Annotated in this window: 23 protein-coding genes and 1 pseudogene; 17 read left to right on the forward strand and 7 right to left on the reverse strand. The window is 42.1% G+C overall.

Annotated features, from left to right (window positions below; translation table 11 throughout):
* Positions 1-30: 30 nt before the first annotated feature.
* Entirely contained in the window at positions 31-1134 is a 1104-nt protein-coding gene (locus tag BLS32_RS11450; protein ID WP_091395719.1) for a Glu/Leu/Phe/Val family dehydrogenase, read from the reverse strand.
* A 196-nt stretch (positions 1135-1330) separates the two neighbouring features.
* Between BLS32_RS11450 and BLS32_RS11455 the strand changes: the two genes are divergently transcribed.
* From BLS32_RS11455 to BLS32_RS11470, 4 genes are all read left to right on the forward strand, one after another.
* Positions 1331-3091, forward strand: coding sequence for an ABC transporter ATP-binding protein (locus BLS32_RS11455; protein ID WP_091395722.1), 1761 nt, complete (start codon positions 1331-1333; stop codon positions 3089-3091).
* 72 nt (positions 3092-3163) lie between these two features.
* Positions 3164-3544, forward strand: coding sequence for a PUR family DNA/RNA-binding protein (locus BLS32_RS11460; RefSeq protein WP_091395724.1), 381 nt, complete (start codon positions 3164-3166; stop codon positions 3542-3544).
* Positions 3545-3687: 143 nt separating this feature from the next.
* Positions 3688-4113 (forward strand): type II RES/Xre toxin-antitoxin system antitoxin, encoded by a 426-nt coding sequence (parS, locus tag BLS32_RS11465; RefSeq protein WP_091395727.1) that lies wholly within the window; start codon positions 3688-3690, stop codon positions 4111-4113.
* A complete protein-coding gene (locus BLS32_RS11470; protein ID WP_091395729.1) occupies positions 4110-4571 on the forward strand; it encodes an RES family NAD+ phosphorylase in 462 nt (153 codons plus the stop codon). Before parS ends, BLS32_RS11470 begins: the two co-directional genes overlap by 4 nt.
* On the opposite strand, the gene BLS32_RS11475 is transcribed toward BLS32_RS11470, so the two are convergent.
* Entirely contained in the window at positions 4572-4907 is a 336-nt protein-coding gene (locus tag BLS32_RS11475) for a tRNA-binding protein (RefSeq protein ID WP_091395732.1), read from the reverse strand. It lies immediately after the preceding gene.
* Positions 4908-5064: 157 nt separating this feature from the next.
* Between BLS32_RS11475 and BLS32_RS11480 the strand changes: the two genes are divergently transcribed.
* The 4 genes from BLS32_RS11480 (at position 5065) to BLS32_RS11495 (ending at position 9302) form a co-directional block, all read left to right on the forward strand.
* The gene (locus BLS32_RS11480; RefSeq protein WP_091395735.1) at positions 5065-5925 is read left to right on the forward strand and encodes an alpha/beta fold hydrolase; all 861 of its coding nucleotides are present in this window, start codon (positions 5065-5067) and stop codon (positions 5923-5925) included.
* A gap of 111 nt (positions 5926-6036) precedes the next feature.
* The gene (locus BLS32_RS11485) at positions 6037-6603 is read left to right on the forward strand and encodes a thioredoxin family protein (RefSeq protein ID WP_091395738.1); all 567 of its coding nucleotides are present in this window, start codon (positions 6037-6039) and stop codon (positions 6601-6603) included.
* A 5-nt stretch (positions 6604-6608) separates the two neighbouring features.
* Positions 6609-8024, forward strand: a complete 1416-nt coding sequence (locus BLS32_RS11490) for a glycogen synthase (protein WP_091396128.1) — start codon at positions 6609-6611, stop codon at positions 8022-8024.
* Positions 8025-9302 carry a glucose-1-phosphate adenylyltransferase gene (locus BLS32_RS11495; RefSeq protein ID WP_091395741.1) on the forward strand — a complete coding sequence of 426 codons (1278 nt, stop codon included), beginning with the start codon at positions 8025-8027 and terminating at the stop codon, positions 9300-9302. It abuts the gene before it with no gap.
* A gap of 188 nt (positions 9303-9490) precedes the next feature.
* Here BLS32_RS11495 and BLS32_RS11500 read toward each other — a convergent pair whose 3' ends face one another.
* On the reverse strand, positions 9491-9820 hold the full coding sequence (locus BLS32_RS11500) for a hypothetical protein (protein WP_091395744.1): 330 nt from the start codon (positions 9818-9820) through the stop codon (positions 9491-9493).
* A 5-nt stretch (positions 9821-9825) separates the two neighbouring features.
* On the reverse strand, positions 9826-10758 hold the full coding sequence (locus BLS32_RS11505) for a peptidylprolyl isomerase (protein ID WP_091395747.1): 933 nt from the start codon (positions 10756-10758) through the stop codon (positions 9826-9828).
* 200 nt (positions 10759-10958) lie between these two features.
* On the opposite strand from BLS32_RS11505, the gene trmD reads away from it, so the two are divergent.
* From trmD to BLS32_RS11535, 6 genes are all read left to right on the forward strand, one after another.
* A complete protein-coding gene (gene trmD, locus BLS32_RS11510) occupies positions 10959-11633 on the forward strand; it encodes a tRNA (guanosine(37)-N1)-methyltransferase TrmD (protein WP_091395750.1) in 675 nt (224 codons plus the stop codon).
* 179 nt (positions 11634-11812) lie between these two features.
* On the forward strand, positions 11813-12163 hold the full coding sequence (gene rplS, locus BLS32_RS11515; protein WP_091396131.1) for a 50S ribosomal protein L19: 351 nt from the start codon (positions 11813-11815) through the stop codon (positions 12161-12163).
* A 222-nt stretch (positions 12164-12385) separates the two neighbouring features.
* Positions 12386-14608: an NADP-dependent isocitrate dehydrogenase gene (locus BLS32_RS11520; protein WP_091395753.1), complete on the forward strand. Its 2223-nt coding sequence runs from the start codon at positions 12386-12388 to the stop codon at positions 14606-14608.
* An 88-nt stretch (positions 14609-14696) separates the two neighbouring features.
* On the forward strand, positions 14697-16562 hold the full coding sequence (locus BLS32_RS11525) for a T9SS type B sorting domain-containing protein (RefSeq protein ID WP_091395755.1): 1866 nt from the start codon (positions 14697-14699) through the stop codon (positions 16560-16562).
* Positions 16563-16680: 118 nt separating this feature from the next.
* Positions 16681-19053 carry a TonB-dependent receptor gene (locus BLS32_RS11530; protein ID WP_091396133.1) on the forward strand — a complete coding sequence of 791 codons (2373 nt, stop codon included), beginning with the start codon at positions 16681-16683 and terminating at the stop codon, positions 19051-19053.
* Positions 19054-19057: 4 nt separating this feature from the next.
* Complete coding sequence (locus tag BLS32_RS11535; RefSeq protein ID WP_245699423.1) at positions 19058-19936, forward strand: DUF4249 domain-containing protein; 879 nt, start codon at positions 19058-19060, stop codon at positions 19934-19936.
* A 1-nt stretch (position 19937) separates the two neighbouring features.
* On the opposite strand, the gene BLS32_RS11540 is transcribed toward BLS32_RS11535, so the two are convergent.
* Positions 19938-20585 carry a hypothetical protein gene (locus BLS32_RS11540; RefSeq protein WP_091395758.1) on the reverse strand — a complete coding sequence of 216 codons (648 nt, stop codon included), beginning with the start codon at positions 20583-20585 and terminating at the stop codon, positions 19938-19940.
* A gap of 149 nt (positions 20586-20734) precedes the next feature.
* Between BLS32_RS11540 and nudK the strand changes: the two genes are divergently transcribed.
* The 3 genes from nudK (at position 20735) to uvrB (ending at position 24360) form a co-directional block, all read left to right on the forward strand.
* A complete protein-coding gene (nudK, locus tag BLS32_RS11545) occupies positions 20735-21319 on the forward strand; it encodes a GDP-mannose pyrophosphatase NudK (RefSeq protein ID WP_091395760.1) in 585 nt (194 codons plus the stop codon).
* A 45-nt stretch (positions 21320-21364) separates the two neighbouring features.
* Positions 21365-22300 carry a 23S rRNA (adenine(1618)-N(6))-methyltransferase RlmF gene (gene rlmF, locus BLS32_RS11550; RefSeq protein ID WP_091395763.1) on the forward strand — a complete coding sequence of 312 codons (936 nt, stop codon included), beginning with the start codon at positions 21365-21367 and terminating at the stop codon, positions 22298-22300.
* Positions 22301-22368: 68 nt separating this feature from the next.
* The gene (gene uvrB / locus BLS32_RS11555; protein WP_091395766.1) at positions 22369-24360 is read left to right on the forward strand and encodes an excinuclease ABC subunit UvrB; all 1992 of its coding nucleotides are present in this window, start codon (positions 22369-22371) and stop codon (positions 24358-24360) included.
* Between the two features lie 301 nt (positions 24361-24661).
* Here the strand turns inward: uvrB and BLS32_RS11560 are convergent.
* Both BLS32_RS11560 and BLS32_RS11565 read right to left on the reverse strand, forming a co-directional pair.
* Positions 24662-25090, reverse strand: a pseudogene (locus tag BLS32_RS11560) (TerB family tellurite resistance protein); the annotation flags it as partial.
* A gap of 40 nt (positions 25091-25130) precedes the next feature.
* Positions 25131-26738 (reverse strand): Ig-like domain-containing protein, encoded by a 1608-nt coding sequence (locus BLS32_RS11565; RefSeq protein WP_170227562.1) that lies wholly within the window; start codon positions 26736-26738, stop codon positions 25131-25133.
* Between the last annotated feature and the right edge of the window lie 199 nt (positions 26739-26937).

A 26937-nucleotide genomic window follows, 5' to 3' on the forward strand; every position in this document is an offset into this window, starting at 1 on the left:
CAAAAATAGTAATAATATTTAGAAGCCAAATTATTTAGCCGTCTCTTTTTTCTTGTCGGCGATGCGTTTTTCGGCAATGGCCAAAGCTGCCTGATAGGTTGTCAAACCGTTTGATTCGGCTAACGTAAAGATATCCAACGTCGTATTGTAGATATTTTCGGTTCTTCTCATCGCTTCCGCAGCGTCATAACCTACGATTTCAGCATATACATTGATGATTCCACCAGCGTTGATCAGGAAATCAGGCGCATATAAAATGCCTTTGTCTTTCAATATCTTTCCGTGAACCTGCTCGTTTGCCAATTGGTTGTTCGCAGCTCCGGCAATCACGCGTGCTTTCAAACGGTTGATCGTCTCGTCGTTAATCGTCGCCCCAAGTGCGCAAGGTGCATAAATATCCACATCGGCACTATATAAATCAGCACCTGTAAAAATTTGTGCGCCGTATTTTTTGCTCACATCGGCCACTTTATTTTCGTTGATATCAGTGATTTGCACCAATGCGCCTTCTTTCGTTAAATAATCAACCAAAGTTTCGCCCACGTGCCCAATTCCCTGAACAAGTATTTTTTTGCCTTCTAGTTTTTCAGAGCCAAACTGGTATTTTGCAGCCGCTTTCATTCCCATATAAACGCCGTAAGCGGTTACAGGAGAAGGATTTCCGGATCCGCCGCGCGATTCTGAAATTCCGGTTACGAATTTAGTTACGTCGTTAATGCGGTCCATGTCTTCTGTCGTAGTTCCAACATCTTCAGCGGTAATGTAACGTCCGCTAAGCGAATTCACATATTCCCCGAATTTGGTGATCATTTCAGGCGTTTTATCGATTTTAGAATCGCCGATAATGACTGCTTTTCCACCGCCAAGGTTTAAACCTGAGATCGCCGATTTGTAAGTCATTCCGCGTGAAAGGCGCAAAACATCGTTCAAGGCTTCCCATTCGTTCGTATATTTCCACATTCTCGTTCCACCAAGCGCTGGTCCTAAAACTGTGTTATGAATTCCGATTATTGCTTTTAAACCAGTATCTTTGTCGTTGCAAAAAACGATCTGCTCGTGGTTGTCGAAAGACACTTGCCCGAAAACAGGATCTATTTTGTGAAGTTCCTTGGCTGTTGTGATTTCTGTAGTCATAGTTTTAATTTTAGTTGTTGCGACTTTATCAAAAAGACTCTGCAAAATTATGATTTAAATCAAAATATCGCACTCTTTTTCGAATAAATTAGCAATTCATTAATGAAATCATTTTTAAGGCTGATTTTTAGAAATTACATTTAGCAGCCTTTTTTAACTAATTTCCCTTAAATAATTTTCAGTTTCTGATAATAAAATGAAAGAATTACAGTATTTAAATAAATATTTCGCCAAATACAAATACCATTTTTTATTTGGAATCCTTACTACAATCGCCGCCCAGATCTTTTCTTTGTTCACTCCGAAACTGATCAGCGAATCATTCACACTGATTGAAAACCACGTAAAAAACGGAAAGGTTAGCGAAGAAGTCATCAAAATGGAATTGATGCACAACATCTTACTGGTTATTATTACAACAATCATCGCCGGTTTCCTCACATTTTTGATGCGTCAGACGTTAATTGTCATGTCGCGCCATGTAGAATTCGATTTGAAAAATGAAGTTTTCCGCCAATATGAAAATCTTTCACAGAATTTCTACAAACAAAACCGCACCGGGGATTTGATGAATAGAATTAGTGAAGATGTTGGAAAAGTCCGCATGTATGTTGGCCCAGCGGTCATGTATGCGATCAACACGATCATTTCGTTCATCATTGTGATCACTTATATGTGCAATGTTTCGGTCGAATTGACGATTTACACCTTGCTTCCTTTGCCGCTTTTGTCGTACACGATTTTTAGGCTGAGCCAGGAAATCAATAAAAGGAGTACGATTTTCCAACAGTATTTATCGAAAGTTTCGAGTTTTACGCAGGAAATATTTTCGGGAATCCGTGTGATTAAAGCGTATTCATTAGAAGAACAGCACCAGAAAAACATGGCTGATCTATCGATCGAAAGCAAGCAAAAAAGCATGAGCCTCGCTAAAGTGCAGTCGCTTTTCGGGCCGTTGATGATTGCTTTGATCGGAATCAGCAACCTGGTTGTGATTTATGTTGGCGGCATGATGTACATCAACGGAAGCATCAAAAGCATCGGAACAATCGCCGAATTTATCTTATATGTAAACAAACTGACCTGGCCTGTAGCATCATTAGGCTGGATTTCTTCAATGATCCAGGAAGCTGAAGCGTCTCAAAAAAGGATCAATGAATTTTTAAAAATCGTTCCGGATATTGTCAATAAAAACCGGGAGCGAATTGACATTAAAGGTTCTATTGATTTCAGGAATGTCAATTTCACATACGACGATACGAACATTACAGCGCTCAAAAATGTTTCATTCACGGTAAACAAAGGTGAAACACTTGCGATTTTAGGAAAAACCGGATCTGGAAAATCGAGTATTTTGTCGTTGATCAGCCGATTGTATGATACGACTGGCGGTGAGATTTTAATCGACGGAAACCAGATCGACAAGATCAATTTGTACGACCTTCGAAACAGCATCGGAATTGTACCTCAGGATGCATTTTTATTTTCAGATTCGATCAAAAACAATATCAAATTCGGTAAGGAAAATGCAACTGAGGAAGAAGTCATTGATGCAGCGAAATTAGCTGTCGTTCATGATAATATTGTCAATTTCAACCTGCAATACGAAACGATTCTGGGCGAACGCGGCATTACGCTTTCCGGCGGACAAAAACAACGGGTTTCAATTGCGCGCGCCGTTGTTAAAGATCCGGAAATCTTATTATTAGACGATTGCCTTTCCGCAGTTGACACCGAAACTGAAGAAACGATCTTAAACAACCTGCTCGAATTCTGCCGCAACAAAACCACGATTATCGTGAGCCATAGGGTTTCATCAGCTAAAAATGCCGATAAGATCATCATTCTTGAAGGTGGCGAAATCATCCAGCAAGGTTCTCACAATCAGCTTGTAAATCAGGAAGGCTATTATAAGGAGCTGTACCTGAAACAACTTTCGGAAAAAGAATTGACCTAATTGTTGGATTTTATTCGTTTTTTTAGCACTTTTGGAAGGTAAATTAACTACCACTTAACGGACAGAAGGATTATGAGAGAAAACGATATGTTAGAGAAAGAAGAAATTTTTTCTAAAGTTTTGCGAGCCGGAAGAAGAACTTACTTCTTCGATGTTAGGGCAACAAAAGCCGATGATTACTACATTACGATCACTGAAAGTAAAAAGTTTACCGAAGAAGACGGATCATTTCATTTCAAAAAGCACAAAATTTACCTTTACAAAGAAGATTTTGCCGCATTTGCCGAAATTCTCGAAGACATGACTTCGTATGTATTAAACCACAAAGGCGAAGAAGTGATCTCAGAAAGACACCAAAAAGATTACAAAAAAGAGCCGTATTTTGACAAGACTGACGAAGAAACCGGCCCGGCGATTGCCGCTTTTACAGATATTAATTTTGATGATATTTAATTTGTCGAACGTCAAATGTCGAATGACAAACGAAAATCCGGAGCTGAAAAGTAGCCGGTTTTTTTGTGCCAATGTTAAAAAAATGACACTTGTCGTATTTTTAACGACAATTTGCATTATCTTTACAAGCAAATATTTCAGACATGGCAACCTTAGACATTCTCAGCGCAAGCGGCTACAATTCTGTTGACGACAAAGATGTTTTATCAATTATCGAAGCCGTGAGGCAAGGTATAAAATTCAATGCATTTTTCAATTTTGCAAACAAAGGCCCGTTCAGCATCAATGAATGGTCAGCTTTTTTGCATCTTTCAGAACGCACGATGCAACGCTACAAACGCGAAAAAAAAACCTTCGATTCCCTGCAATCCGAAAAAATATTTGAAATTGCCTTATTGTATAAAAAAGGGACTGATGTTTTTGGAACCGGGGAAAAATTCAACAACTGGCTTACCGCCGAAAACGTAGCGCTTGGAAGCGTAAAACCCAAAGACCTTTTTGACAGTACTTTCGGGATCAACCTGCTAAAAGACGAATTGGGTAGGATCGAATATGGCGTTTTGGCATGATCATTTTTCGCCTCAGCAAATCCAAACATTCTAAAGACCTCAGCGGAAAAGGCGCTGAAAAATTCGGCGGCCGCTGGAACAGCAAAGGCGTCGCGGTTTTATACACCAGCGATTCACGTGCATTATGTACTGCCGAAATTGCCGTGCATACGCCACTCGGAAACATTCCTGAAGACTACGAAGTGACACTCATAAAAATCCCTGAAAACACGATTATTCCAGCGCTTGAAATTTCTGAATTGCCAGATGACTGGAAGTCGATTCCGCATTCGCATTCGACGCAGGAAATTGGTGATCAATTCATCGATGAAGGAAAATTTGTAGCATTAAAAGTACCGTCAGCGGTTGTTCAGGGCGAATTCAATTACCTGATCAATCCCGATCATTCGGATTTCAAAACGATCACGATCGAAAAAACCGAGCCTTTTTCTTTTGATGCGCGTTTGTTTGTGAGATAATTATCCGATTCGCAAACCGTTATCAACCTTAAAATCCGGACGTAATAACACGACATCGCCTTCAATTCCAACAGCGCCTAAAACCAAACATTCGCTCATGAATTTGCCGATTTGCTTCTTCGGAAAATTCACCACCGCAACAATCTGGCGGTTCAGCAAATCTTCTTTCTGGTAGCGTTTTGTAATTTGTGCAGATGATTTTCGGATGCCAATTTCAGGCCCGAAATCAATCGTTAGCTGATACGCTGGTTTTCGGGCTTCAGGAAAATCATTCACACCAATGATTGTCCCGACATGCATTTCGGTTTTTTCAAAATCTTCCCAGCTTAAATCCATAGCCCTAATTTTTTATAAATCGTACAAAAATTCACAACAATCGTATAATGCATTTTTTTTTGAAGAAAGCCAACTTTGAAATGCTGGTTTTTATCCGATTCAAAGATACTGATGTCAGGCAAAAAACCGGCTGTCAATTCAACTAACAAAAGCAAAAATGGAAAATAATTTTACCTCCGGAAACCAATCCGCAAAACCAGAATACATTCAGACCGAACCAAATGTTTACCTCAGGATCCGCGATTACGGCGAAGGCCAACCAGTCATTTTAATTCACGGCTGGCCGCTTTCAAACGAAATGTGGGAATACCAGATCGAACATTTGGTTAAGAACAATTTCCGCGTCATTACGTATGACAGACGCGGTTTCGGAAAATCGGCACAGCCTTGGGACAGTTACGATTATGATGCTTTGACCGACGATTTAAAAGCCGTGATCGACCAGTTAGAACTGACAGATGTTGTGCTCGTAGGATTTTCAATGGGCGGCGGCGAAGTCGTTCGTTACTTTAGCCGACATGGCGGAACCAATGTTTCAAAAGCTGTTTTAATTTCATCGGTAACGCCGTTTTTATTGAAAACAGAAGACAATCCTGAAGGTATTCCGCAAGAGAAAAATGACGAAATGGCAAAACAGATCCGCGAAGACCGAATTGGGTTTTTAGATGGTTTTGGAAAAGATTTTTTCGGTGTTGGATTGCTAAATAAACCTTTGAGTACGCCACTTTTGGAATATTACAGAAACCTCGCTTCCTGCGCTTCGCCACGTGCGACTTTAGAATGCGCCAAAGCATTTTCAACCACCGATTTTCGCGAAGAAATGGTGACTGTAAAAGTGCCAACGCTAATCATTCACGGCGATACAGACAAAACCGTTCCGATCGATATTTCCTCGCACAAAGCAGCCAAATTAATTCCCGATGCGCGCTATGTCGTTTACGAAGGTTCGCCACACGGACTATTTTACACCGATAAAGAAAAATTAAACAAAGATTTAGTAGACTTCATCAATTCCTGAGACAATTGTTGTGGTACTATTAAAAAATCCGAAAGTTTGCAACTATCACGTTGTCGCTTTCGGATTTGTCAGTTTAATTTCATAAATTTAGATTTTAAACAGAATTGCTCCATGTCAAATACGCCGTCGAATATGTTGCCGCTTGGAACTTCCGCTCCGGATTTCCGATTAAAGGATACGAATTCGAATTATAATTATTCGTATTCCGATCTAAAAGGCAGCAAAGCGACGCTCGTCATGTTCATTTGCAACCACTGCCCTTTTGTGCATCATGTCTTGGATGAAGCGTTGAAAATCGCTAATGATTACCGCGTTCAGGGCTTGGGCGTGATGGCAATTTCGAGCAACGATATTGAAAAATATCCGCAGGACAGCCCTGAATTGATGACCGAATTCGCATTCAAGAATAAAATCAATTTTCCTTATCTGTATGATGAAAGTCAGGAAGTAGCACGCGCTTTTGACGCTGCCTGCACACCGGACTTTTATCTTTTCGATGCGCAGGACAAACTATTTTACCGTGGCCAGCTCGACGATTCGAGGCCGGGAAATAATATTCCGTTAAGTGGAAATGATTTGCGGAATGCGATCGATGCCGTGATTTACAACAGAACAATGGCAACACAGCAAAAGCCAAGTTTAGGCTGCAACATCAAATGGAAAACACAACTAATTTAAGTTTTATGGAATTATTTCACATCAGCGCCGAATGTTATCCAGTTGCCAAAGTGGGAGGACTTGCCGATGTCGTTGGCGCATTGCCAAAATACCAGAACCAGCTTGGACATCACGCAAAAGTGGTCGTTCCGGGTTATGATAATAAGTTTACGAATGAGAATGAATTCGATAACATACACAACGGAAAATTGCGGCTGGGGAATTTCATTTTTAACTATTCGGTTTTGCGGGAGAAGACAAGTAAATTGGGTTTTGAATTGTATTTAATTGCGATTCCCGAATTGTTTGACCGCCCAAATGTGTATTCTTATGACGACGATACCGAACGTTTTACCGCATTCCAGATTGCCTTTTTAAATTGGCTGGTTGAAACCGATCAACATCCGGACTTGATTCATTGCCACGACCATCACACCGGATTGATTCCGTTTATGGTGCAGTTTTGCTACAATTACGAAACGTTGAATCGAACACCGACCGTTTTAACGATCCACAATGGGCAATACCAAGGCTGGTTTGGCTTTGACAAATTGCATTACATTCCCGATTTTAATCGGATCGTAACCGGATTTTTAGACTGGGGCGGGACGATCAATCCTTTGGCAGCGGCGATTAAATGTGCGTGGAAAGTGACCACCGTTTCGCCTAGTTATCTCGACGAAATTAGCAACAATGCAAATGGTTTGGAAAGTTTGCTCAGATATGAAAGACCGAAATCTATCGGGATTTTAAACGGCATCGATACCGAAGTCTGGGATACCAATACCGATCCGATGCTTGAAACCAATTACAGCCTCGAAAATTTCAAAGCAGGAAAAGCTGCGAATAAAAGATTCCTGTGCGAGCAGTTTAATTTAGATCCGGAGAAACCGTTATTTACTTTCATCGGAAGATTGGTTGGAGAAAAAGGCGCCGATTTACTGCCTGAAATCTGCAGCGTCGCACTGAATTACAATCCGAAGGAAATCAATATCCTGATACTAGGTTCCGGTGATCCGATTGTCGAAAATGCATTGCAAAGCCTGCAACAGTATCATTCCGGAAATTACAACGCTTACATCGGTTACAACGAAAAACTCGCACACATTGTTTATGGCGGTGCCGATTTTTTACTGATGCCGTCACGCGTCGAACCTTGCGGATTAAATCAAATGTACGCGTTGCGTTATGGAACTGTTCCAATCGTCCGCAGAACCGGCGGATTGAAAGATACAGTCGTTGACATTGGCAACGGCGGCTTCGGGATTTGCCACGACAATGTCAGCGTGTATGATGTGAACCATTCGATCACGCGCGGCATCGACTTATACAACGACAAAACAAAATTTGACGCGGTGCGCACGACAGCCATGCAAATCGACCATTCCTGGGAAAAAGCGGCTGCCGAATACATCAGCGTCTACCAATCGATAAAAAATTAAATGATGAACAAGACAACATTAGCCATTATTCTTGGCGGCGGACAAGGTTCGAGATTAGCGCCATTAACGGAAAGCCGTTCGAAACCGGCCGTTCCGATTGCGGGAAAATACCGTTTGGTAGACATTCCGATCTCCAATTGCATCAATTCAGATATTAAAAGGATGTTTGTGTTGACGCAGTTCAATTCGGCTTCGCTGAACCAGCACATTAAAAATACGTATCATTTTAGCCACTTCAGTACGGCATTCGTAGATATTTTAGCGGCTGAGCAAACGCCCGAAAATCCAACGTGGTTTCAGGGAACAGCCGATGCAGTGCGCCAGTGCATGCAGCATTTTATGAACCATGATTTTGATTATGCTTTGATTTTGTCGGGTGACCAATTGTACCAGATGGATTTTAACCACATGATTGAAGCGCACCATAATAGCGGCGCCGATATTTCGATTGCAACATTGCCGGTTAATGCGAAAGACGCACCGGAATTCGGGATTTTGAAAACCAATTCAGAGAATTTCATTACGTCATTTATCGAAAAACCACACCAGAGTTTGCTTCAGGACTGGACATCGGAAGTGAGTGATGAAATGAAAGAAGACGGGAAAATTTACCTGGCTTCGATGGGAATTTACATTTTCAACCGCGATTTGTTGGTCGAATTGATGCAGAATCAGGAAACGAAAGATTTCGGGAAAGAAATTATTCCGCAAGCCATTGGAAACAAACGCATTTTGAGTTACCAATATGAAGGTTATTGGACTGATATCGGAAACATCGATTCGTTTTTTGAAGCCAATTTAGGATTGACAGACGAAATCCCGAAATTCAATTTATTTGACAATTCAAGTAAGATTTATACCAGGGCGCGGGTTTTGCCGCCGTCGAAAATTGCTGGAACTTCATCATTTGACCGTTCTGTAGTCGCGGAAGGCTGCATTATCGATTCGGCTAAAATCGAGCATTCGGTTGTTGGGATCAGAAGCAGAGTTGGAAAAGGCTCTTCTATTTCAAACTCATATTTAATGGGAAATGACTTTTATCAGAACCTTGAAGAAATTAGCAGCAATTATACAAATCACGTCATAAATATCGGGATTGGCGAACGCTGCAACATCAATTACACGATTGTTGACAAGAATTGCCGCATTGGAAACGACGTGCAGCTTTTGGGCGGAAAACATCTTGAAGATACCAACACACCTTTATATACGGTTAAAGACGGAATTATCGTGGTAAAAAAAGGCGCGGTTTTGCCTGATGGATTTACGGTGGGCTAATTTGCAATTTTAAGATTTACGACAAAGTTTGTGAAACACGGAGTTGAAATTTTAAACCATTAAAATTAAGGTCTTGCGCTTAATGGACTTAATGCCCTTAATGGTAAAAAAAAACACTCTTTTTATAGAGTGCTTTTTTTTTAATTTTAATATTCAGATTTTAGGTTCACATAAATCGTAAATAAAATTTATAATTCAGAAAGAATATAATTCTGGATCAGCGCGGTTTCATCATCTGTAATCCTGGCTTTTTTTTGCATGCGTTTGATGATCGAAGGCCATTGATCGGCACGGAAAGCATTTGACGGATACAGTTTATGACAACTCGCACAGTACTTTTCAGTCAGCGATTTTCCTTCTTCAAGCGCCGAAACTACGGCTTCATTTGGAGCATTGGTCTCAACGATTTTTGGCGGAACCTGCACCGGATCGGGCTGCATGGCTGTAACGGCAACTTTTGGAGAACACGAATAGATGACGGCAGCCAATACCAAAGTGCTCATGATTCTGAATTTCATATAAATTATTTTACGTCCATTAACTCTACATCGAAAATCAATGTGGCGTTTGGTGGAATTATGCCACCAGCGCCTTGTGCCCCGTAACCTAAATGCGATGGGATTACGAAACGCGCTTTATCGCCAACTTGCAATAAAGCAATTCCTTCGTCCCAGCCTTCGATTACATTTCCGCGTCCGAGTGGAAATTCGATTGGTTTTTTTCTGGTGTAAGACGAATCGAATACTTTTCCGTTTGGCAGCGAACCTGAATAATGTACGGAAACTGTTTTGCCATCTTCAGCTTTTTTACCATTTCCTTTTTGGATCATTTGGTAACGCAAACCGCTTTCAGTTCTTTCGAAACCGGCTGCAAGTTTGTCCATTTCTGCTTCAGCTAAAGCTTTTTGAGCCGCTTCACGTTTGGTACGTGAACCTTCGAATGTACGGAAGGCTTCAACGGCATTCCACTTTTCAGCTTCTTCGCCTACACGGATGATTTCTACGGTTTCCATAGTGTCACCTTGAGCGATTGCATCTACAACGTCTTGTCCTTCGACTACATTTCCGAAAACGGTATGTTTCTGATCGAGCCAAGGCGTTGCGATGTGCGTGATGAAAAATTGTGATCCGTTGCTTCCAGGACCGGAATTCGCCATTGACAAAACGCCAGGCGTATCGTGGTTTAGGTCTGGGTGAAATTCATCTTCGAATTTGTAACCCGGTCCACCGGTTCCTGTTCCTTGTGGATCGCCGCCCTGAATCATAAAATCGGGAATCACACGGTGAAATTTTAATCCGTTGAAGAATGGCTCTCCTTGTGGTTTTGCTTTGTTTTCGAGGTTTCCTTCGGCAAGTGCGACAAAGTTCCCTACGGTTCCCGGTGTTTTATCGTGGGTGAGTTTTACCAAAATCGCTCCTTTTGGAGTGTTGAATTTGGCGTATATTCCGTTTTCCATGGTTTTATTTTTTTAATTTGAGGAACAAAATTACGATTTTTTTTTGCCACGAATTGCACGAACAGGCACGAATTTTTAGCCCCGATTGCAGCGGAAATCCTTTTATGGAATGCAATGAAGTAAAAGATTGCAGTGGAAAGCGGGAAATAGCTCCTGAAAAAACTTAAGAACTTTGTAACTTTGCCGCTTTCAAAACCATCATGAGAATAGACATTATTACCATTTTACCTGAATTGCTGCGGAGTCCGTTTGAGGCTTCGATTATGAAACGCGCCATTGACAAGGGAATTGTTGAAGTGCATTTTCACAATTTGCGCGATTATACGACGAACAGGCAAAAAAGTGTGGATGATTATCAGTTTGGCGGCGGCGCAGGAATGGTGATGATGATTCAGCCGATTGACGATTGCATTGCAAAACTCAAAAGCGAGCGCGACTATGACGAGATCATTTATATGTCGCCCGACGGGGAAACTTTGAACCAGAAAATGGCCAATACGATGTCGATGCTCGAAAACATTATCATTTTGTGCGGACATTATAAAGGTGTAGACCAACGCGTGCGCGACCATTTTATTACGAAGGAAATTTCGATTGGCGATTATGTTTTGAGCGGCGGCGAACTCGGCGCTTTGGTGTTGTCTGATGCTTTGATTAGATTGATTCCGGGTGTTTTGAGCGATGAAACCTCTGCCCTGACCGACAGTTTCCAGGACAATTTATTATCCGGCCCAATTTATACGCGCCCGGCAGAATACAAAGGCTGGAAAGTTCCCGATGTTTTGACCAGCGGCCATGCGGCGAAAATTGAAAAATGGAGAGAAGATATGGCTTATGAGCATACGAAAAATCGCCGCCCAGATTTGCTTGAGTAACCTACAGTGGAAAGTCAAAAGTCAAAAGCTTAAAAAACAGCCGTTTAAATATTAAAAAACTTTCAACTTTCGACTTGTAACTTTCGACTTTTTATCTATCTTTGCGCCCACATTAGACCAACCTCTGGCGAAGTTCGCGAATGTTGCTCCGATTTAAAACCATAATTAAAAAAATTATCATGGCAGATTTAATGAAATTCGTTAACGACGAATTGGTTACAAGAAAAGATTTCCCTGTATTTGGAGCCGGAGACACGATCACTGTGTACTACGAAATTAAAGAGGGTGAAAAAACAAGAACACAGTTCTTCAAAGGAGTTGTCATCCAAAGAAGAGGTTCTGGTGCAACTGAAACTTTTACAATCCGTAAAATGTCTGGTGCAATTGGTGTTGAGCGTATCTTCCCAGTGCATTTGCCAGCTTTGCAGAAAGTGGAGATCAACAAAAAAGGTAGTGTTCGCAGAGCTCGTATTTTCTACTTCAGAGAACTTACCGGTAAAAAAGCGAAAATTAAAGATAAAAGACGATAATCAATTATCAACGATTTTTAAAATCCCGTTCTATTCATTTAGAGCGGGATTTTTTTTGATTTTGACAGATTTCGAATCGAATTTTACGAATTGCTCAGAAATTTGAATTCTAATTGCCATATTGCTAAATCAAACGATTTCGTTCTTATTTTAACGGAAAGAAACAACCTACTTTTATTATATTTGTAACCCTTACAACAAACAAGAATAACAAACTTCTACATAATGTCAAAAGCAAAGATTTTTTATACGATTACGGACGAAGCGCCGATGTTAGCCACGCATTCTTTTTTACCCATTGTCAAAGCCTTTACTGCACCTGCCGGAATTTCGGTCGAAACCCGCGACATTTCGCTCGCCGGAAGGATGATTTCAACTTTTGCAGAGTTTCTTACCGACGACCAGAAAATCAACGACGATTTGGCGGAACTCGGAAAACTCGCGACTACGCCTGAAGCGAATATTATTAAGTTGCCGAATATCTCCGCTTCGGTTCCGCAGTTGAAAGAAGCGATTGCCGAATTGCAGCGACTCGGTTACAAAATTCCTGAGTTCCAGGAAAATCCACAAACGGACGAAGAAAAAGCAATCAAAGCAAAATTTGCCAAAGTGTTGGGATCGGCTGTAAATCCTGTGCTTCGTGAAGGGAACTCCGACAGGCGTGCCCCGAAAGCGGTGAAAAACTACGCCAGAAAACATCCGCACAGCATGGGCGCATGGAGTGCCGATTCGAAAACCCACGTTTCAAGCATGAGCGAAGGCGATTTCTACGGAAGTGAAAAATCGATCGTGGTTCCCGAAGCAAATACCTTTAAAATCGAGTTTACGTCAAACGACGGAACTTCTAAAATATTAAAAGACAACGCGCCCTTATTGGCTGGCGAAGTAATTGACAGCGCGGTTTTAAGCGTGAATTCGTTAAAAAAATTCATTGCAGCCCAAATTTCAGATGCGAAATCCAAAGGCGTTTTATTTTCGGTGCATTTGAAAGCGACGATGATGAAAGTCTCCGATCCGATTATTTTCGGGGCCATCGTTGATGTTTTCTTTGCTGATGTTTTCGAAAAATATGCTGATTTGTTTAAAGAACTCGGCGTCAATACCAAAAACGGTTTCGGCGATGTGTATGCGAAAATTGCGGGCCATCCGAAACAAGGGGAAATTGAAACTGCGATCAATGAAGTCTACGCAAACAGCCCGGCCGTTGCGATGGTCAATTCTGATAAAGGAATTACGAATCTCCACGTGCCTTCTGATGTGATTGTGGATGCTTCTATGCCGGCAATGATACGTACTTCGGGCCAAATGTGGAATAAGGAAGGAAAAGGACAAGATACAAAAGCGATCATTCCGGACCGTTCTTATGCCGGCGTCTATGTTGCCACGATCGATTTTTGCAAAAAACACGGCGCATTCGACCCAACAACCATGGGAAGCGTTCCAAACGTTGGTTTGATGGCGCAAGCTGCTGAAGAATATGGTTCGCACGACAAAACTTTCCAGATGGATGCCGACGGAATCGTGAAAGTGATCGGTTCAAAAGGCGAAACTTTAATGGAGCAAAAAGTTCAAAAAGGCGATATTTTCAGGATGTGTCAAGTGAAAGACGGCCCGATCCGCGACTGGGTAAAATTGGCCGTAAACCGCGCCAGATTGTCTAATACGCCAGCGATTTTCTGGCTTGATGAAAACCGCGCGCATGACAGAAACCTGATCGAAAAAGTCAATTTATATTTGAAAGACTACGATACCAACGGACTCGATATCCGAATTATGAATCCGATCGAGGCTACGAATTTTTCTCTCGAAAGAATCAAAGACGGCAAAGACACCATCTCGGTCACAGGAAATGTTTTGCGTGATTATTTAACCGATTTGTTTCCGATCCTGGAACTCGGAACTTCTGCAAAAATGCTGTCGATCGTTCCGTTAATGAACGGCGGCGGATTGTTTGAAACCGGAGCCGGAGGTTCTGCGCCAAAACACGTCGAGCAGTTTATTGAAGAAGGTTATTTACGTTGGGATTCTTTGGGCGAATTCCTGGCTTTGGGTGTTTCATTGGAACATTTAGGACAGACTTTAAAAAATTCTAAAGCATTGGTATTGTCTGAAACGTTGGATGCCGCAACTGAAAAATTCCTCGAAACCGATAAATCCCCAGCGAGAAAAGTAGGCGAAATCGATAACCGCGGTTCGCATTTTTACTTGGCTTTATACTGGGCACAAGCTTTGGCCGCTCAGGATAAAGATGCCGAATTGAAAGCAACTTTTACAGAAATTGCAAAAGAGCTTACCGAAAATGAAGCTAAAATCAATGAAGAATTGATTGGTGCTCAAGGCAAAAAGCAGGGAATCGGCGGGTATTACAAACCAGATTTCAAAAAAACTGATGAAGCCATGCGCCCAAGCGCTACACTAAATGCGGCTTTAGCTAAATTGGCATAAGACCATAATGACTATTTAAAAAGACGGCTGTAATTGGTCGTCTTTTTTATTTCTGAATAAAATTTAAAAATTTCTGAATAAATCTGATTTGAAAACGAGATGCTTCCTTTTACTGCTTTTAATTACTTCGTATTCTTACGGGCAACTCGGGTTTTGCACCGGGAGTAAAGGCGATCCCATTTTCTTCGAGAATTTTGGAAGCGGGAATGCATTCGGCCCCGCCCTTCCAGCTACTTATACTTCATATACTTTTGTTTCAGGCCTGCCAAACGATGGCCAATATACAATTTCAAACCGTACGAATCTGAACGCTGCCTGGCACAATGCGCCCGATCACACGCCGGATACGGAAACCAACGGAGCAAATGGCCGGTCGCTTGTTGTCAACGCAAGTTTTACTGCCGGAGAATTTTACAAACGAAGCGTAACGGGTCTTTGCATTAACACAACTTTTGAGTTTTCTGCCTGGCTGATGAATGTCTACAGTCCGTCTTTAGGAAGCTGCGCTGGAACCGGAATTCCTGTTGATGTGACTTTTGAGATTTGGGATGCGACCGAAACCACGCTTTTAAAAACTGGCAGTACCGGCGCTATCAATGGCAGTCCTACAGCATTGTGGCAACAATTCGGGCTGACATTTACAACTTTTCCCGGACAAACTTCGGTCGTATTGAAAATGAAAAATAACGGCGTCGGTGGTTGCGGAAATGACCTCGCGATCGACGACATTTCTTTTCGTTCCTGCGGAGATCCGGCTACCATCGCTTCTTCACTGAGCACTTCTCCAATTTTCGAAGCCTGTCTCGGAAATGTCCCGGCTATGATTCCGCTGAGCGTGGCAATTTCAAATGCTACTCCGCACGTATTTCAATGGCAGCAAAGTACCGATGGTACAAACTGGACAGATATTCCAGGGGAAATTAGCAGCAGTTATAACCTTCCTGGTCCGGGTTCTTCGCAATATGTCAGAGTCAAGATCGCGCAGGATGCCTCCAATTTATCGAATCCATATTGCTATACACTTTCTGATTATTACCACATTTTGATTTACAGGATTCCACCTGCGCCTGCCAGCAACGGCGATCGGCAGGTTTGCAGCAATGACTCCTTTGAATTATCAGTGATCGGAGCGGCAAATTGGTATGATGCGCCAGCCGGCGGAAATTTGCTTTTGGCGAATTCAGACACGTTTACGCCAACTGTGGCCGGCAGCTATTATGCTGAAGCTTCCCTTCCAAACATTTCCTGTGTAAGTGCAACAAGAACTGAAGTCAAGCTCTCCGTTTTTCCACAACCCATCGTTGGTCTGGATGTCGAAACTTCTTTCTGTGAAAACAAAACCGTTGATCTTGATGCCGGGATCAGCGGAGTTGATTATGTTTGGTCAACTACTGAAATTTCAAAGATTATTACAGTTCGAACTGCCGGAATCTACACCGTTACTGTTACTAAAGACGGCTGTTCAAACGTTCGGACATTTAGCGTCGTGCAAAAAAACACGCCTGTTATTTCTAATATTGATACAACAAACGGCATCATTACAATCGAGGTTACCCAACCCGGTGATTATGAATATTCGCTTGACGAAATCATGTACCAGGATTCCAATTTTTTTCCCAATGAAATTTCAGGGATTAAAACAGCGCATGTCAGGGAAAGAACTGGTTGCGGATTTGATTCGGAAGTCTTCTCATTAATCCGAATGCCCGAATATTTCACGCCAAACGGTGATGGTTATAACGACACTTTCGATGTTGCCGGATTGTCGTATTTTCCAAAAGCAACGATCTCAATTTTTAACCAATATGGGAAATTCCTCAAAATGCTTACCTCTGGAAATCCCGAATGGAACGGCACTTTAAATGGCAAACTTTTAGCTGCTGATGATTATTGGTACCGCGTCGACTTGGGCAACGGAAAAATATTTATCGGCCATTTTGCTTTGAAAAGATAGGAATTTGGGACTGTCAGAAATATCGGATAATTTTTACAAAAAGATCACATACGTTTGTAACATATTTTCCGTTTTAACGTCTGACGAACCAATCAATAGCAATCAAAACAAACATCGGATGCATCCAAAATTATCATTTTCGTTCTTTCTCATTTTTGTGTTTTTTTCGGCATTTTCGCAGGAAAAGTACACCCTAAGCGGAACAATCTCTGCCGCAAACAGCAATGAAACCCTCATTGGCGTAAACATCTACATCCCCGAAATCAAAGCGGCAACCACCACAAACGAATACGGATTTTATTCGATCACCATCCCTAAAGGAACGTATAAAGTCCAGATCAGTTCCCTCAGTTTTCAAACGATCGAGCAGACCGTTTCACTCGACAAAAACACCAAAATCAATTTCCCGCTTTCCTCGAATGAAGAGCAGCTTCAGGAGGTCGTAATTACCGACAACCGCACCGCTACGAATACTCGAAAAGCCGAAATGAGCGTCAACAAACTTTCCATTGCCGCAATCAAGAAAATGCCGGTCGTCATGGGCGAAGTCGACGTCCTGAAATCGATTTTATTGCTTCCCGGGGTGACAAATGCCGGTGAAGGCGCCTCCGGATTTAACGTTCGCGGTGGCGGCGCCGACCAGAATCTGATCCTTTTGGACGAAGCGATGATTTATAATTCTTCACACGTTTTCGGATTTTTCTCGGTCTTCAATCCCGATGCCATTAAAGATTTGAAATTGTATAAAGGCGGAATTCCGGCACGCTTTGGCGGAAGATCGGCATCGGTGCTTGACATTTACCAGAAAGATGGAAACAGCAAAGATTTTCATGTCAACGGTGGCATCGGATTAATTTCGAGCAGGCTTTTGGCCGAAGGCCCGATCGTAAAAGACAAAGGGTCCTTTTTAATTGGCGGGCGCACTTCTTACGCGCATTTGTTCCTAAAACTTTCCGACAATGACAACGTAGCGTATTTTTATGACCTGAATGCAAAGCTGAATTACAAGCTTAACGCGAACAATACATTATACCTTTCCGGATATTTTGGCCGTGACGTGTTTAGCCTTTCGGATCAATTCGAAAACACTTACGGGAATTCGACTTTGAATTTACGCTGGAACCATTTGTTCTCTGATAAGCTTTTTTCAAATTTATCATTGATTTATAGTGATTATTATTACGGTTTGGATCTCGACATCGTTGGGTTCAAATGGGATTCGGGAATCAAAAACTACAACCTGAAATACGATTTCAAGAATTATGTGTCCGATAATTTTAAGCTGAATTATGGAATCAATGCCATTTATTACGATTTTAATCCCGGAAAAATCCGCCCTTCAGATGAAAAATCCGGAATCATCGCCGACCAGCTCGAAAAGAAAAAAGCATTCGAACCGGCGCTTTATATCGACGCCGAACAGGATCTTTCCAAAAGCATTTCGCTGACTTACGGCATCCGTTACAGCATGTTTTACCGTTTGGGTGAAACCAATGTGAACATTTATGAAAATGACCAGGCCGTTGTCTTCAACCCGGAATTGCAGATTTATGAAAAAGCAAAACCCATCGGAACAAAATATTACGGCAAAAACAAAACAGTCGCCGATTACAACAATTTAGAGCCGCGCGCTACCATTGCTTATAAATTCAACGACAACCAATCGGTGAAAGCGAGTTACAACCGCATGGTGCAATATTTACAATTGATCACGAACACGTCTTCGCCTACTCCGCTTGACGTTTGGACACCAAGCGATAATTTCATTAAGCCGCAATTAACCGATCAGGTTGCGCTGGGTTATTTCAGGAATTTTAAGAATGAAGCTTATTCGCTTGAGGTCGAAACCTTCTACAAAAAAACAAAAAACAGGCTTGATTATATTGACGGTGCCGATTTGATTGCCAACCGCGCTTTGGAACAAATCATCCTGAATGGCCAGCTGCGTTCTTACGGACTTGAAGTCATGTTCAGAAAAAATGAAGGCAGGCTCAACGGCTGGATTTCTTACACTTTATCAAAATCGCAACAGCAAACACCGGGCAGAAATGCGACAGAAAGCGGCATCAATAACGGCGAATGGTACAGTTCAGGCTACGACAAAACGCACAATTTTGCGGTGACGGGTTCTTATAAATTTACGGACAAATGGAGTTTCGGAGGTAATTTTGCATTGCAAAGCGGCCAGCCAGTAACGTATCCTGACGGACAATATCAGTACCAGGGCATTACAGTTCCGAGTTTCGGGTTGCGCAACGGAAACAGGCTTCCGGCTTATCATCATTTGGATTTATCTGCAACCTATGTTCCAAAACCAACTAAGAAAAAAGGCTGGCAAAGCGAATGGGTTTTCAGCATTTATAATATTTACAACCGAAGCAATGCGGCTTCGATCAGCTTCCGTCAGAATGACGAAACCGGCGTAAATGAAGCGGTGAGGTTATCGATTTTCGGAATTGTGCCCGGAGTGAGTTACAACTTTAAATTTTAATCCGATGAAAATAAAATCTGATACAAACGGAAAATTATTCCAATTCAAAATAATCATGAAAAAATCATTTGCCTTACTCCTGCTCCTTTTTACAGCCGCTTTTTTTACAGGCTGTGAAGATGTTGTAAACGTCGATCTGGATGAAGCAGCACCAAGACTGGTTGTTGATGCCGCAATCAATTGGCAAAAAGGAACCGCCGGAAACGAGCAAAAAATCAAGCTTTCGACCAGCACTGGATATTACGACAGCAACATTCCAACGGTTTCCGGAGCGGTCGTCAACATCAAAAACAGTCTCGGAACGACCTTTGATTTTATCGAAACAGTGCCAAATTCGGGAGAATATATTTGCAGTACTTTTGTCCCACAAATTAATGAAACCTATACGCTGACTGTCATTTCAAACGGCCAGACACTCACGGCTACAGAAACCTTAAAACCAGTACCGCCAATCGATAAAATCGAACAGGAAACCAAACCGGGCTTTGGCGATGAAGGCGATGCGATTGAAGTAAAAGTTTATTTTACCGATAACGGATTTGCAAGGGATTTTTACATGCTGCGTTTCAAATCAAGCCGCAAAGCGATTCCTGAATTCAATATTGAAGATGACGAATTTTTTCAGGGCAACCAGGTTTTCGGATTGTACCGCGACAGCGATCTTGAACCCGGTGACAACCTCGATATTACGCTTTACGGCATTTCAGAACGATACGGCAATTACATGAATATCCTGCTCGGAATTGCAGATGGCGGCGGGCCATTTTCTGTTCCACCGGCGACTTTACGAAGCAATCTGGTAAACCAGACGAATTTCGATAATTATGTTTTTGGCTATTTTACTTTGTCAGAAACCGATCACGTGAATTATGCGATCGAATAATCTACTCTTTAAATAAAATAATGGTCGCTTTAAATCCAGTTGCAAGATTCCATTGATTCGAAGAAATCAATTGTCCTTTGTCGTCATAAACGGCAAATTGCGCTGTATTTGGCCCTGAAAATCCCTGGTTCAACGCTTCAAAATCAATGCGGTTAAAGCCTTTATCAAGATCAAGTAACAACGTTTTGTAACTGCTGTCAAGGTAAATTTCAGAAACTTTTACATGGTCATTCACAAGCACTTTGATCTTATCGCCATCGACTTCGCCAAAATCGCGGTACATGATGGTTACCGAGTTCGCTTTTGTTTTAAAATCACCCAAATATTGGTTTTTCCTGAAAACTGTAAAATTTTCACCCGTTTCTTTTTTGTTGAGTTTGTCAACGTAACGGTCATTGGGGTTTGCAAATTCGGTTGTTGAAGTTGACATATCTATCGGCTTGTTGCCAATGGCAGTACCAGAAGAAGTAGATGTTTTTGGTGCCGGATTGTAAACATTTGGTGCATAAATCGACGGCGACGACGGATTCATAGTTGTCGTATTTGGATTCCGCACCGCCGGGATGGCAGTATTGCTATTGATGAATTCACCTTGGGCAAATGCAGGCGAAGCAACAAAAATCAGACCCAGACATACAATCAATTTCATAGCAGTTCATTTGGCTTTCAATAATAAACGATAAAATTAAAGTTTTTAATCAGACCGCAATCACTTCTAACAAATTTTTCTGATTTGCCGCCGATTTGTATCTGAATATAATCCGTAAATCATTATTTTTAACCATTCAATCCATATAAATGTCCGACAAAATCAAGATCACCCAAACCAAGCTGTTATCCGACAATTGGTACATTCTCAATAAAGTCACTTACGAACTCGAAAAACCTGACGGAACGACCGAAACCCAAAGCCGTGAAGTCTACGACCGTGGAAACGGCGCTACGATCCTGCTCTACAACAAAGAAAATAAAACCGTAATTCTGACACGCCAATTGCGGATTCCGACGTATCTAAACGGCAACGAAACCGGAATGATGATCGAAACCTGCGCCGGTTTACTCGACAAAGACAATCCCGAAGACTGCATCCGACGCGAAACCGAAGAAGAAACCGGTTACAAAGTTTCAGATGTCGAAAAGGTTTTTGAAGTCTATATGTCGCCGGGCTCCGTGACCGAAATCATTTACTTTTTTATCGCGGCTTACACGAAAGACATGAAGGTTGATGAAGGCGGCGGTCTTGAAGAAGAGCAGGAAAATATCGAAGTGCTCGAACTGCCGTTTGAAAAAGCGGTCCAGATGATCAAAACAGGCGAAATTAAAGACGCCAAAACGATCATGCTGCTGCAATATGCACAAATCAACAACATTTTTTCGAGCTGATTTCCCAAATTCCGATTGTGTATCTTTGCGGCTGAAAGCAACGACATGAAAAAGGAAATTTCTGAGAAAACCAATCTGCATCCGCGAAATCCACACCGTTTTGGTTATGATTTTGAACGGCTGATTTCGGCTTATCCCGATCTTAAAACATTCGTTGCTGTCAACGCACACCAAATTGAAACCATTGATTTCAGCGATCCAAATGCGGTAAAAGCGCTCAATAAAGCGTTGCTGATTTCTGAATACGGAATCAACAACTGGGACATTCCTGAAAATTACCTTTGCCCGCCAATTCCAGGACGCGCCGATTACATTCACCACATCGCCGATCTGTTGGCTGCAGCCAATGACAATCAGATTCCCAAAGGAACAGAAACCTGCGGGCTCGACATCGGAACCGGCGCAAACGGCATTTACCCGATCATCGGGAATTCTATTTATGGCTGGATTTTCGTCGCTACCGATATTGATGAAAATGCGTTGAATAATTTTGTAAAAATCATCGAAGCAAATCCGAAACTGAATGAAGCAATTAGTTTGCAACAGCAAGTAAACCCGAGGTTTATTTTCAAGGACATCATTCTTCCGGAAGACAGATTTGCGTTTACGATCTGCAATCCGCCGTTTCATGCTTCGGCAGAAGAAGCTGCAAAAAGTACGCTTCGCAAAAACCAAAACCTTCATGGAAAGAAAACCGCAGCATTAAACTTTGGTGGACAAAATACCGAATTGTGGTGCGAAGGCGGCGAACTCGCTTTCATCACGCAAATGATTTACGAAAGCGCCAAATATCCGATGCAGGTGTTGTGGTTTACGACTTTGGTCTCAAAAGAATCGAATTTATCGAACATTCATAAGAGCTTAAACAAGGTCAACGCCGCCGAAATTAAAACGATTGACATGTCGCAAGGCCAGAAATCGAGCCGTTTCGTAGCTTGGACGTTTTTATCTGAAAGCCAGCGCAAAAGCTGGAAATTTTAGGTTTCGTTTAACCTTTTTTATAGCGCTTTCCTTTGTAACTTTGTGTTCCAAAACTTTTAACTTTTCAAATGAAATTTCAGGTTGTATCAGATTATCAGCCGAAAGGCGACCAGCCGCAGGCGATTGAAAAACTAGCTCAGGGCATCTTTGACGGTGAAAAATTCCAAACTTTATTGGGCGTTACCGGTTCCGGAAAAACGTTTACTGCGGCAAATGTGATTGAAAAAGTGCAGCGCCCGACTTTGGTATTGGCACACAATAAAACACTTGCAGCCCAATTGTACTCAGAGTTCAAACAGTTTTTTCCGAACAATGCCGTAGAATATTTTGTTTCGTATTACGATTATTACCAGCCCGAGGCTTTCATGCCAGTAACCGGCGTGTATATAGAAAAAGATCTTTCGATCAATGAAGAACTGGAGAAAATGCGTTTGAGCACGACTTCTTCGTTGCTTTCAGGCCGTCGCGACGTTTTGGTCGTAGCTTCGGTGTCGTGTTTGTACGGAATTGGAAATCCGGTTGAATTCCAGAAAAATGTGATTTCGATCAAGAAAGGACAAGTGATTTCGCGGACGAAATTGTTGCATCAATTGGTTCAGAGTTTGTATTCGAGAACCGAAGCCGATTTTACAGCCGGAACTTTCAGGATTAAAGGCGACACGGTAGAAGTATTTCCAAGTTATGGCGACGAACCGTTCCGAATCCACTTTTTCGGCGATGAAATTGAGGACATTGAAGCGTTTGATATCAAGACTTCTCTGGTCGTTGAAAAATACAATATCTTGAATATTTATCCGGCGAATATGTTTGTGACATCGCCAGATGTGTTGCAAAATGCGATTTGGGACATCCAGCAGGATTTGGTGAAACAGGTCGATTATTTTACAAGCATAGGCAAGCATTTGGAAGCAAAACGTCTTGAAGAACGGACGAATTTCGATCTCGAAATGATCCGTGAACTCGGTTATTGCTCCGGAATTGAAAATTATTCGCGTTACTTAGACCGAAGATTGCCCGGAACGCGTCCATTCTGCCTGCTTGATTATTTCCCAAAAGATTATTTAATGGTGGTTGATGAAAGCCACGTGACCTTGTCACAAGTCAGCGCGATGTATGGCGGTGATAGAAGCAGAAAAGAAAATCTGGTTGAATATGGTTTTAGATTGCCGGCTGCGATGGACAACCGTCCGTTGAAATTCGAGGAATTTGAAGGCATGCAAAACCAGGTGATTTATGTTTCGGCGACCCCGGCGGATTATGAATTGCAGAAAACTGACGGTATTTTTATTGAACAGATCATTCGTCCGACCGGACTTTTGGATCCGGTGATTGAAGTGCGCCCAAGCTTAAACCAGATTGACGATTTAATTGAAGAAATTCAACTGCGCGCTGAAATTGATGAACGCGTTTTAGTGACGACTCTGACAAAAAGAATGGCTGAAGAACTGGCAAAATATCTGGCAAAAGTGGGCATTCGCTGCCGCTACATTCACTCGGAAGTGGACACATTGGAACGGATCGAGATCATGCAGGATCTGCGAAAAGGGATTTTTGATGTACTGATTGGGGTAAATTTACTGCGTGAAGGCCTGGATTTACCTGAAGTTTCTCTTGTTGCGATTTTAGATGCCGACAAAGAAGGATTTTTGAGAAGCAACCGTTCGCTAACACAGACAATTGGGCGTGCGGCGAGAAACCTCAACGGAAAAGCGATTTTGTATGCCGACAAAATGACCGACAGCATGCAGCGCACGATTGACGAAACGAATTACAGAAGGACGAAGCAAATCAACCACAATACCGAAAATAATATTGTTCCGACCGCTTTAAACAAAAGCATCGAAAGCGCGTTTACGAAATATAAACTCGTTGATGAAGAACTGGGCGCGGCTGCGCTTAAAGCCGCTGCTGAACCGGATACCACTTATATGCCTAAAGACAAGATTGAAAAAATGATCCGCGAAAAAAGAAAGTCGATGGAAAAAGCAGCGAAAGATCTTGATTTTATGCAGGCGGCGAAACTTCGGGACGAAATTAAGTCTTTGCAGGAAAAAGTGTAGGGATTTACGATTTAAGAAGTACTATATACGATTTCTCAGCGGTCTGTAAATTGTATATAGCCTGATGGCGCGGATTTGCAATCCGTGCCTGTATATTTTCAAATATGCTTTTAATAAATTATAATCTTTTTGTGGTCACGAAATACAATTCCGCGCTATCGTTGACGCAAAAGGGTTAAAGTATTTACAAATGCCTAGCCCTGATAGCAGCGGAAATCCTTTTTTGTTTGATCTGGAGCGCAGCGGAATGTCAAACAAAAAAGATTGCAGCGGATAGCAGGAACATGCTCCTCAAAAAAAATCAATTGTGCTGTTCGTGGAAAACCTGTAATAAAAATTCCTGCCCAACCATGCCAGTTGGTGAATCTTTCATTGCTTTGAGGACGCGTTTGAGCGCAAATGGATTGAGTCCCATATTGACACCGATTTCGTGGATCGCGGTTTTTTCTTTTTCATGGATTTCGCCGTCAACATGCATTAACAAAGCCAAACGATAAAATTGCTGGATGCGCTGGGCTTCAGATTTGATGACTTCGGATGGCAATTCGGTGTGGAAAAGCTGGCTGAATTCATCCTTGGAGATGTAGAGTTCTTTGGCGACAATTTTGAGGAATTCATATTCGAGCTCATGCAACCGCCCATCGACGATCGAGAATGCGATCATTTCACAAAGCAGGCTTATTTTTTGTTCACGGGTCGTCATGGATTGAATTTTTGCTAAAATAAAAAAAGCCCCTGATTTTTCAAGGGCTTTTGATTTATAAAATCAATTATTTTTTGATCACTTTGAATACTTCGGAATGGTTTTCAACCTCAACTTTTATTAGGTAAATTCCTGCTGCCAATTGGGAGAAATAGAGTTTTGCCTCAGGTGCGTTAATTGTTTGGCTTTTCATAACCTGCCCCATAAGGTTGCTGATCTCGATTTTTGAAATGTTTCCTTTGTAAGATATATAGAGGACATCTGTAATTGGATTTGGGTATAATTTGAACGCGTCAGCACTAAAACCTTCCGTTTTCAAACAACCTCCTAAACTTACCGTAACTGCAAGGCTCGGACTTTCGCAATTGCCAAAACTTTGTACCGCATAGTATGTAGTTCCGGATACCAGCGGCGTAAATGGATCCAATAATATCCCCGCACCTGAAGCTTCGCTATACCATGATATATTTTCCCCGGTTACACGAAGTTCATGCAACGTTTGTGCATTGCAAAAGGTTTGGTTTGCTTCTCCAGTTGGCGCAGGAGGCGTAGTTGAAACCATTACTGTAACCGCAGTTTCAGCAGTACAATTTCCATTGGTTGCAACGGCAAAAAAAGTAGTCGTTTGGTCGAGTATCGCAGTTTCATATTGGCTTCCTGTTGCGAGCACGCTTCCAACGCCGCCCGGAGCAGCATACCATTTAATCGTTCCGGCTGTGGCTGTAGCAGATAAAGTTGTTGCACTGGGACCACAAATGATCTGATCTGCCCCAGTGATATTCGGAACGGCATTGATTGCCGCAAAAACTGTGGTTCTTAGAGAAGTACAACTTCCATCGACAGCCTGTACATAATAAGTCCTGCTGATGCTTATTGATGGGGTGTTGAATGTATTTCCGGTTCCGATTGGCGTTCCTCCTGCTGAAACATCATACCAGTTTAAAGTTGGCGTGTTGGATGTTGCGCCAAGCGTGACACTTCCTGCCCCACAGCGATTGCCCGGTGTGATTCCTGTGATCAATGGCGCGCCTACCGTTGCAAGCACTTCAACCCTTTCAGAAGTACAGTTTCCATTTTTTGCTGAGACATAGAAAGTCGTGGTTTCGCTTAAAGCCCCGGTTGAGAATGTAGCTCCGGTTCCTAAGGAATTTCCGCCAGAAGCCGAATTGTACCAACTCAACGTTCCCGCGCTCGCCGTTGCACCGAGTAGAACTGCTCCAATGCCGCATCTGTTTCCAGGTGTGGTTGTTAGTATCGATGGCATGGTATTTACTGTTACTGTCACTGCCAAACGTGTAGTTGATTCACAAGTGACAGTTTGTGAGGCGTAATATATGGTTCCATTTGCCAATGCTGTTTCAGGAGCCAAAGCCGTTCCGCCAATTGCTCCTGCATACCATTTAATTTCGGTTCCGGTTGCAGTGAGGTTTGATACTGTTGCGCCCGTACAAAAGATTTGTGCCACATCGCCTGTAGGTGCTGTTGTGGTACATGGTTCTACCAATGTCATAAAATTTATGCTTGATGGCCAGATGCTTTGTGAATTGGGAATGGCATTTGTCCGGATCGCATCCGATGCATTGTAAAAATTTATTTTTAAACTGGCAGCAGACATGATATTGCTAGTCGCTACAACCGCCAATAAAATGATCTGTAGGGTAATTTTTTTTTTCATAAGTTGTGGTTTGTTTTTTGGCCGACAGAAATTCATTGGATGTAAATGACTGATTTTCAAAATTGTTTTGGTTTGAAGGTTTAAAAATAGCATTCTTTCTTTCATTCCTCACAAAAACATTATATTTTTTTAAACAACACCGTGTATTGGCATCTGGCAGGCTTAATAAAAATCCGATGAGCAAAATCAATACCTGATT

The organism is Flavobacterium noncentrifugens, assembly GCF_900100375.1.
Taxonomy (GTDB): Bacteria; Bacteroidota; Bacteroidia; order Flavobacteriales; family Flavobacteriaceae; genus Flavobacterium; species Flavobacterium noncentrifugens.

What these genes read in the sequence shown, in the direction of transcription:
- BLS32_RS11450 (WP_091395719.1), bottom strand. Translation starts at nt 1,134, where the DNA reads ATGACTACAGAAATCACAACAGCCAAGGAACTTCACAAAATAGATCCT.
- BLS32_RS11455 (WP_091395722.1), top strand. Translation starts at nt 1,331, where the DNA reads ATGAAAGAATTACAGTATTTAAATAAATATTTCGCCAAATACAAATAC.
- BLS32_RS11460 (WP_091395724.1), top strand. Translation starts at nt 3,164, where the DNA reads ATGAGAGAAAACGATATGTTAGAGAAAGAAGAAATTTTTTCTAAAGTT.
- parS (WP_091395727.1), top strand. Translation starts at nt 3,688, where the DNA reads ATGGCAACCTTAGACATTCTCAGCGCAAGCGGCTACAATTCTGTTGAC.
- BLS32_RS11470 (WP_091395729.1), top strand. Translation starts at nt 4,110, where the DNA reads ATGATCATTTTTCGCCTCAGCAAATCCAAACATTCTAAAGACCTCAGC.
- BLS32_RS11475 (WP_091395732.1), bottom strand. Translation starts at nt 4,907, where the DNA reads ATGGATTTAAGCTGGGAAGATTTTGAAAAAACCGAAATGCATGTCGGG.
- BLS32_RS11480 (WP_091395735.1), top strand. Translation starts at nt 5,065, where the DNA reads ATGGAAAATAATTTTACCTCCGGAAACCAATCCGCAAAACCAGAATAC.
- BLS32_RS11485 (WP_091395738.1), top strand. Translation starts at nt 6,037, where the DNA reads ATGTCAAATACGCCGTCGAATATGTTGCCGCTTGGAACTTCCGCTCCG.
- BLS32_RS11490 (WP_091396128.1), top strand. Translation starts at nt 6,609, where the DNA reads ATGGAATTATTTCACATCAGCGCCGAATGTTATCCAGTTGCCAAAGTG.
- BLS32_RS11495 (WP_091395741.1), top strand. Translation starts at nt 8,025, where the DNA reads ATGATGAACAAGACAACATTAGCCATTATTCTTGGCGGCGGACAAGGT.
- BLS32_RS11500 (WP_091395744.1), bottom strand. Translation starts at nt 9,820, where the DNA reads ATGAAATTCAGAATCATGAGCACTTTGGTATTGGCTGCCGTCATCTAT.
- BLS32_RS11505 (WP_091395747.1), bottom strand. Translation starts at nt 10,758, where the DNA reads ATGGAAAACGGAATATACGCCAAATTCAACACTCCAAAAGGAGCGATT.
- trmD (WP_091395750.1), top strand. Translation starts at nt 10,959, where the DNA reads ATGAGAATAGACATTATTACCATTTTACCTGAATTGCTGCGGAGTCCG.
- rplS (WP_091396131.1), top strand. Translation starts at nt 11,813, where the DNA reads ATGGCAGATTTAATGAAATTCGTTAACGACGAATTGGTTACAAGAAAA.
- BLS32_RS11530 (WP_091396133.1), top strand. Translation starts at nt 16,681, where the DNA reads ATGCATCCAAAATTATCATTTTCGTTCTTTCTCATTTTTGTGTTTTTT.
- BLS32_RS11535 (WP_245699423.1), top strand. Translation starts at nt 19,058, where the DNA reads ATGAAAATAAAATCTGATACAAACGGAAAATTATTCCAATTCAAAATA.
- BLS32_RS11540 (WP_091395758.1), bottom strand. Translation starts at nt 20,585, where the DNA reads ATGAAATTGATTGTATGTCTGGGTCTGATTTTTGTTGCTTCGCCTGCA.
- nudK (WP_091395760.1), top strand. Translation starts at nt 20,735, where the DNA reads ATGTCCGACAAAATCAAGATCACCCAAACCAAGCTGTTATCCGACAAT.
- rlmF (WP_091395763.1), top strand. Translation starts at nt 21,365, where the DNA reads ATGAAAAAGGAAATTTCTGAGAAAACCAATCTGCATCCGCGAAATCCA.
- uvrB (WP_091395766.1), top strand. Translation starts at nt 22,369, where the DNA reads ATGAAATTTCAGGTTGTATCAGATTATCAGCCGAAAGGCGACCAGCCG.
- BLS32_RS11565 (WP_170227562.1), bottom strand. Translation starts at nt 26,738, where the DNA reads ATGAAAAAAAAAATTACCCTACAGATCATTTTATTGGCGGTTGTAGCG.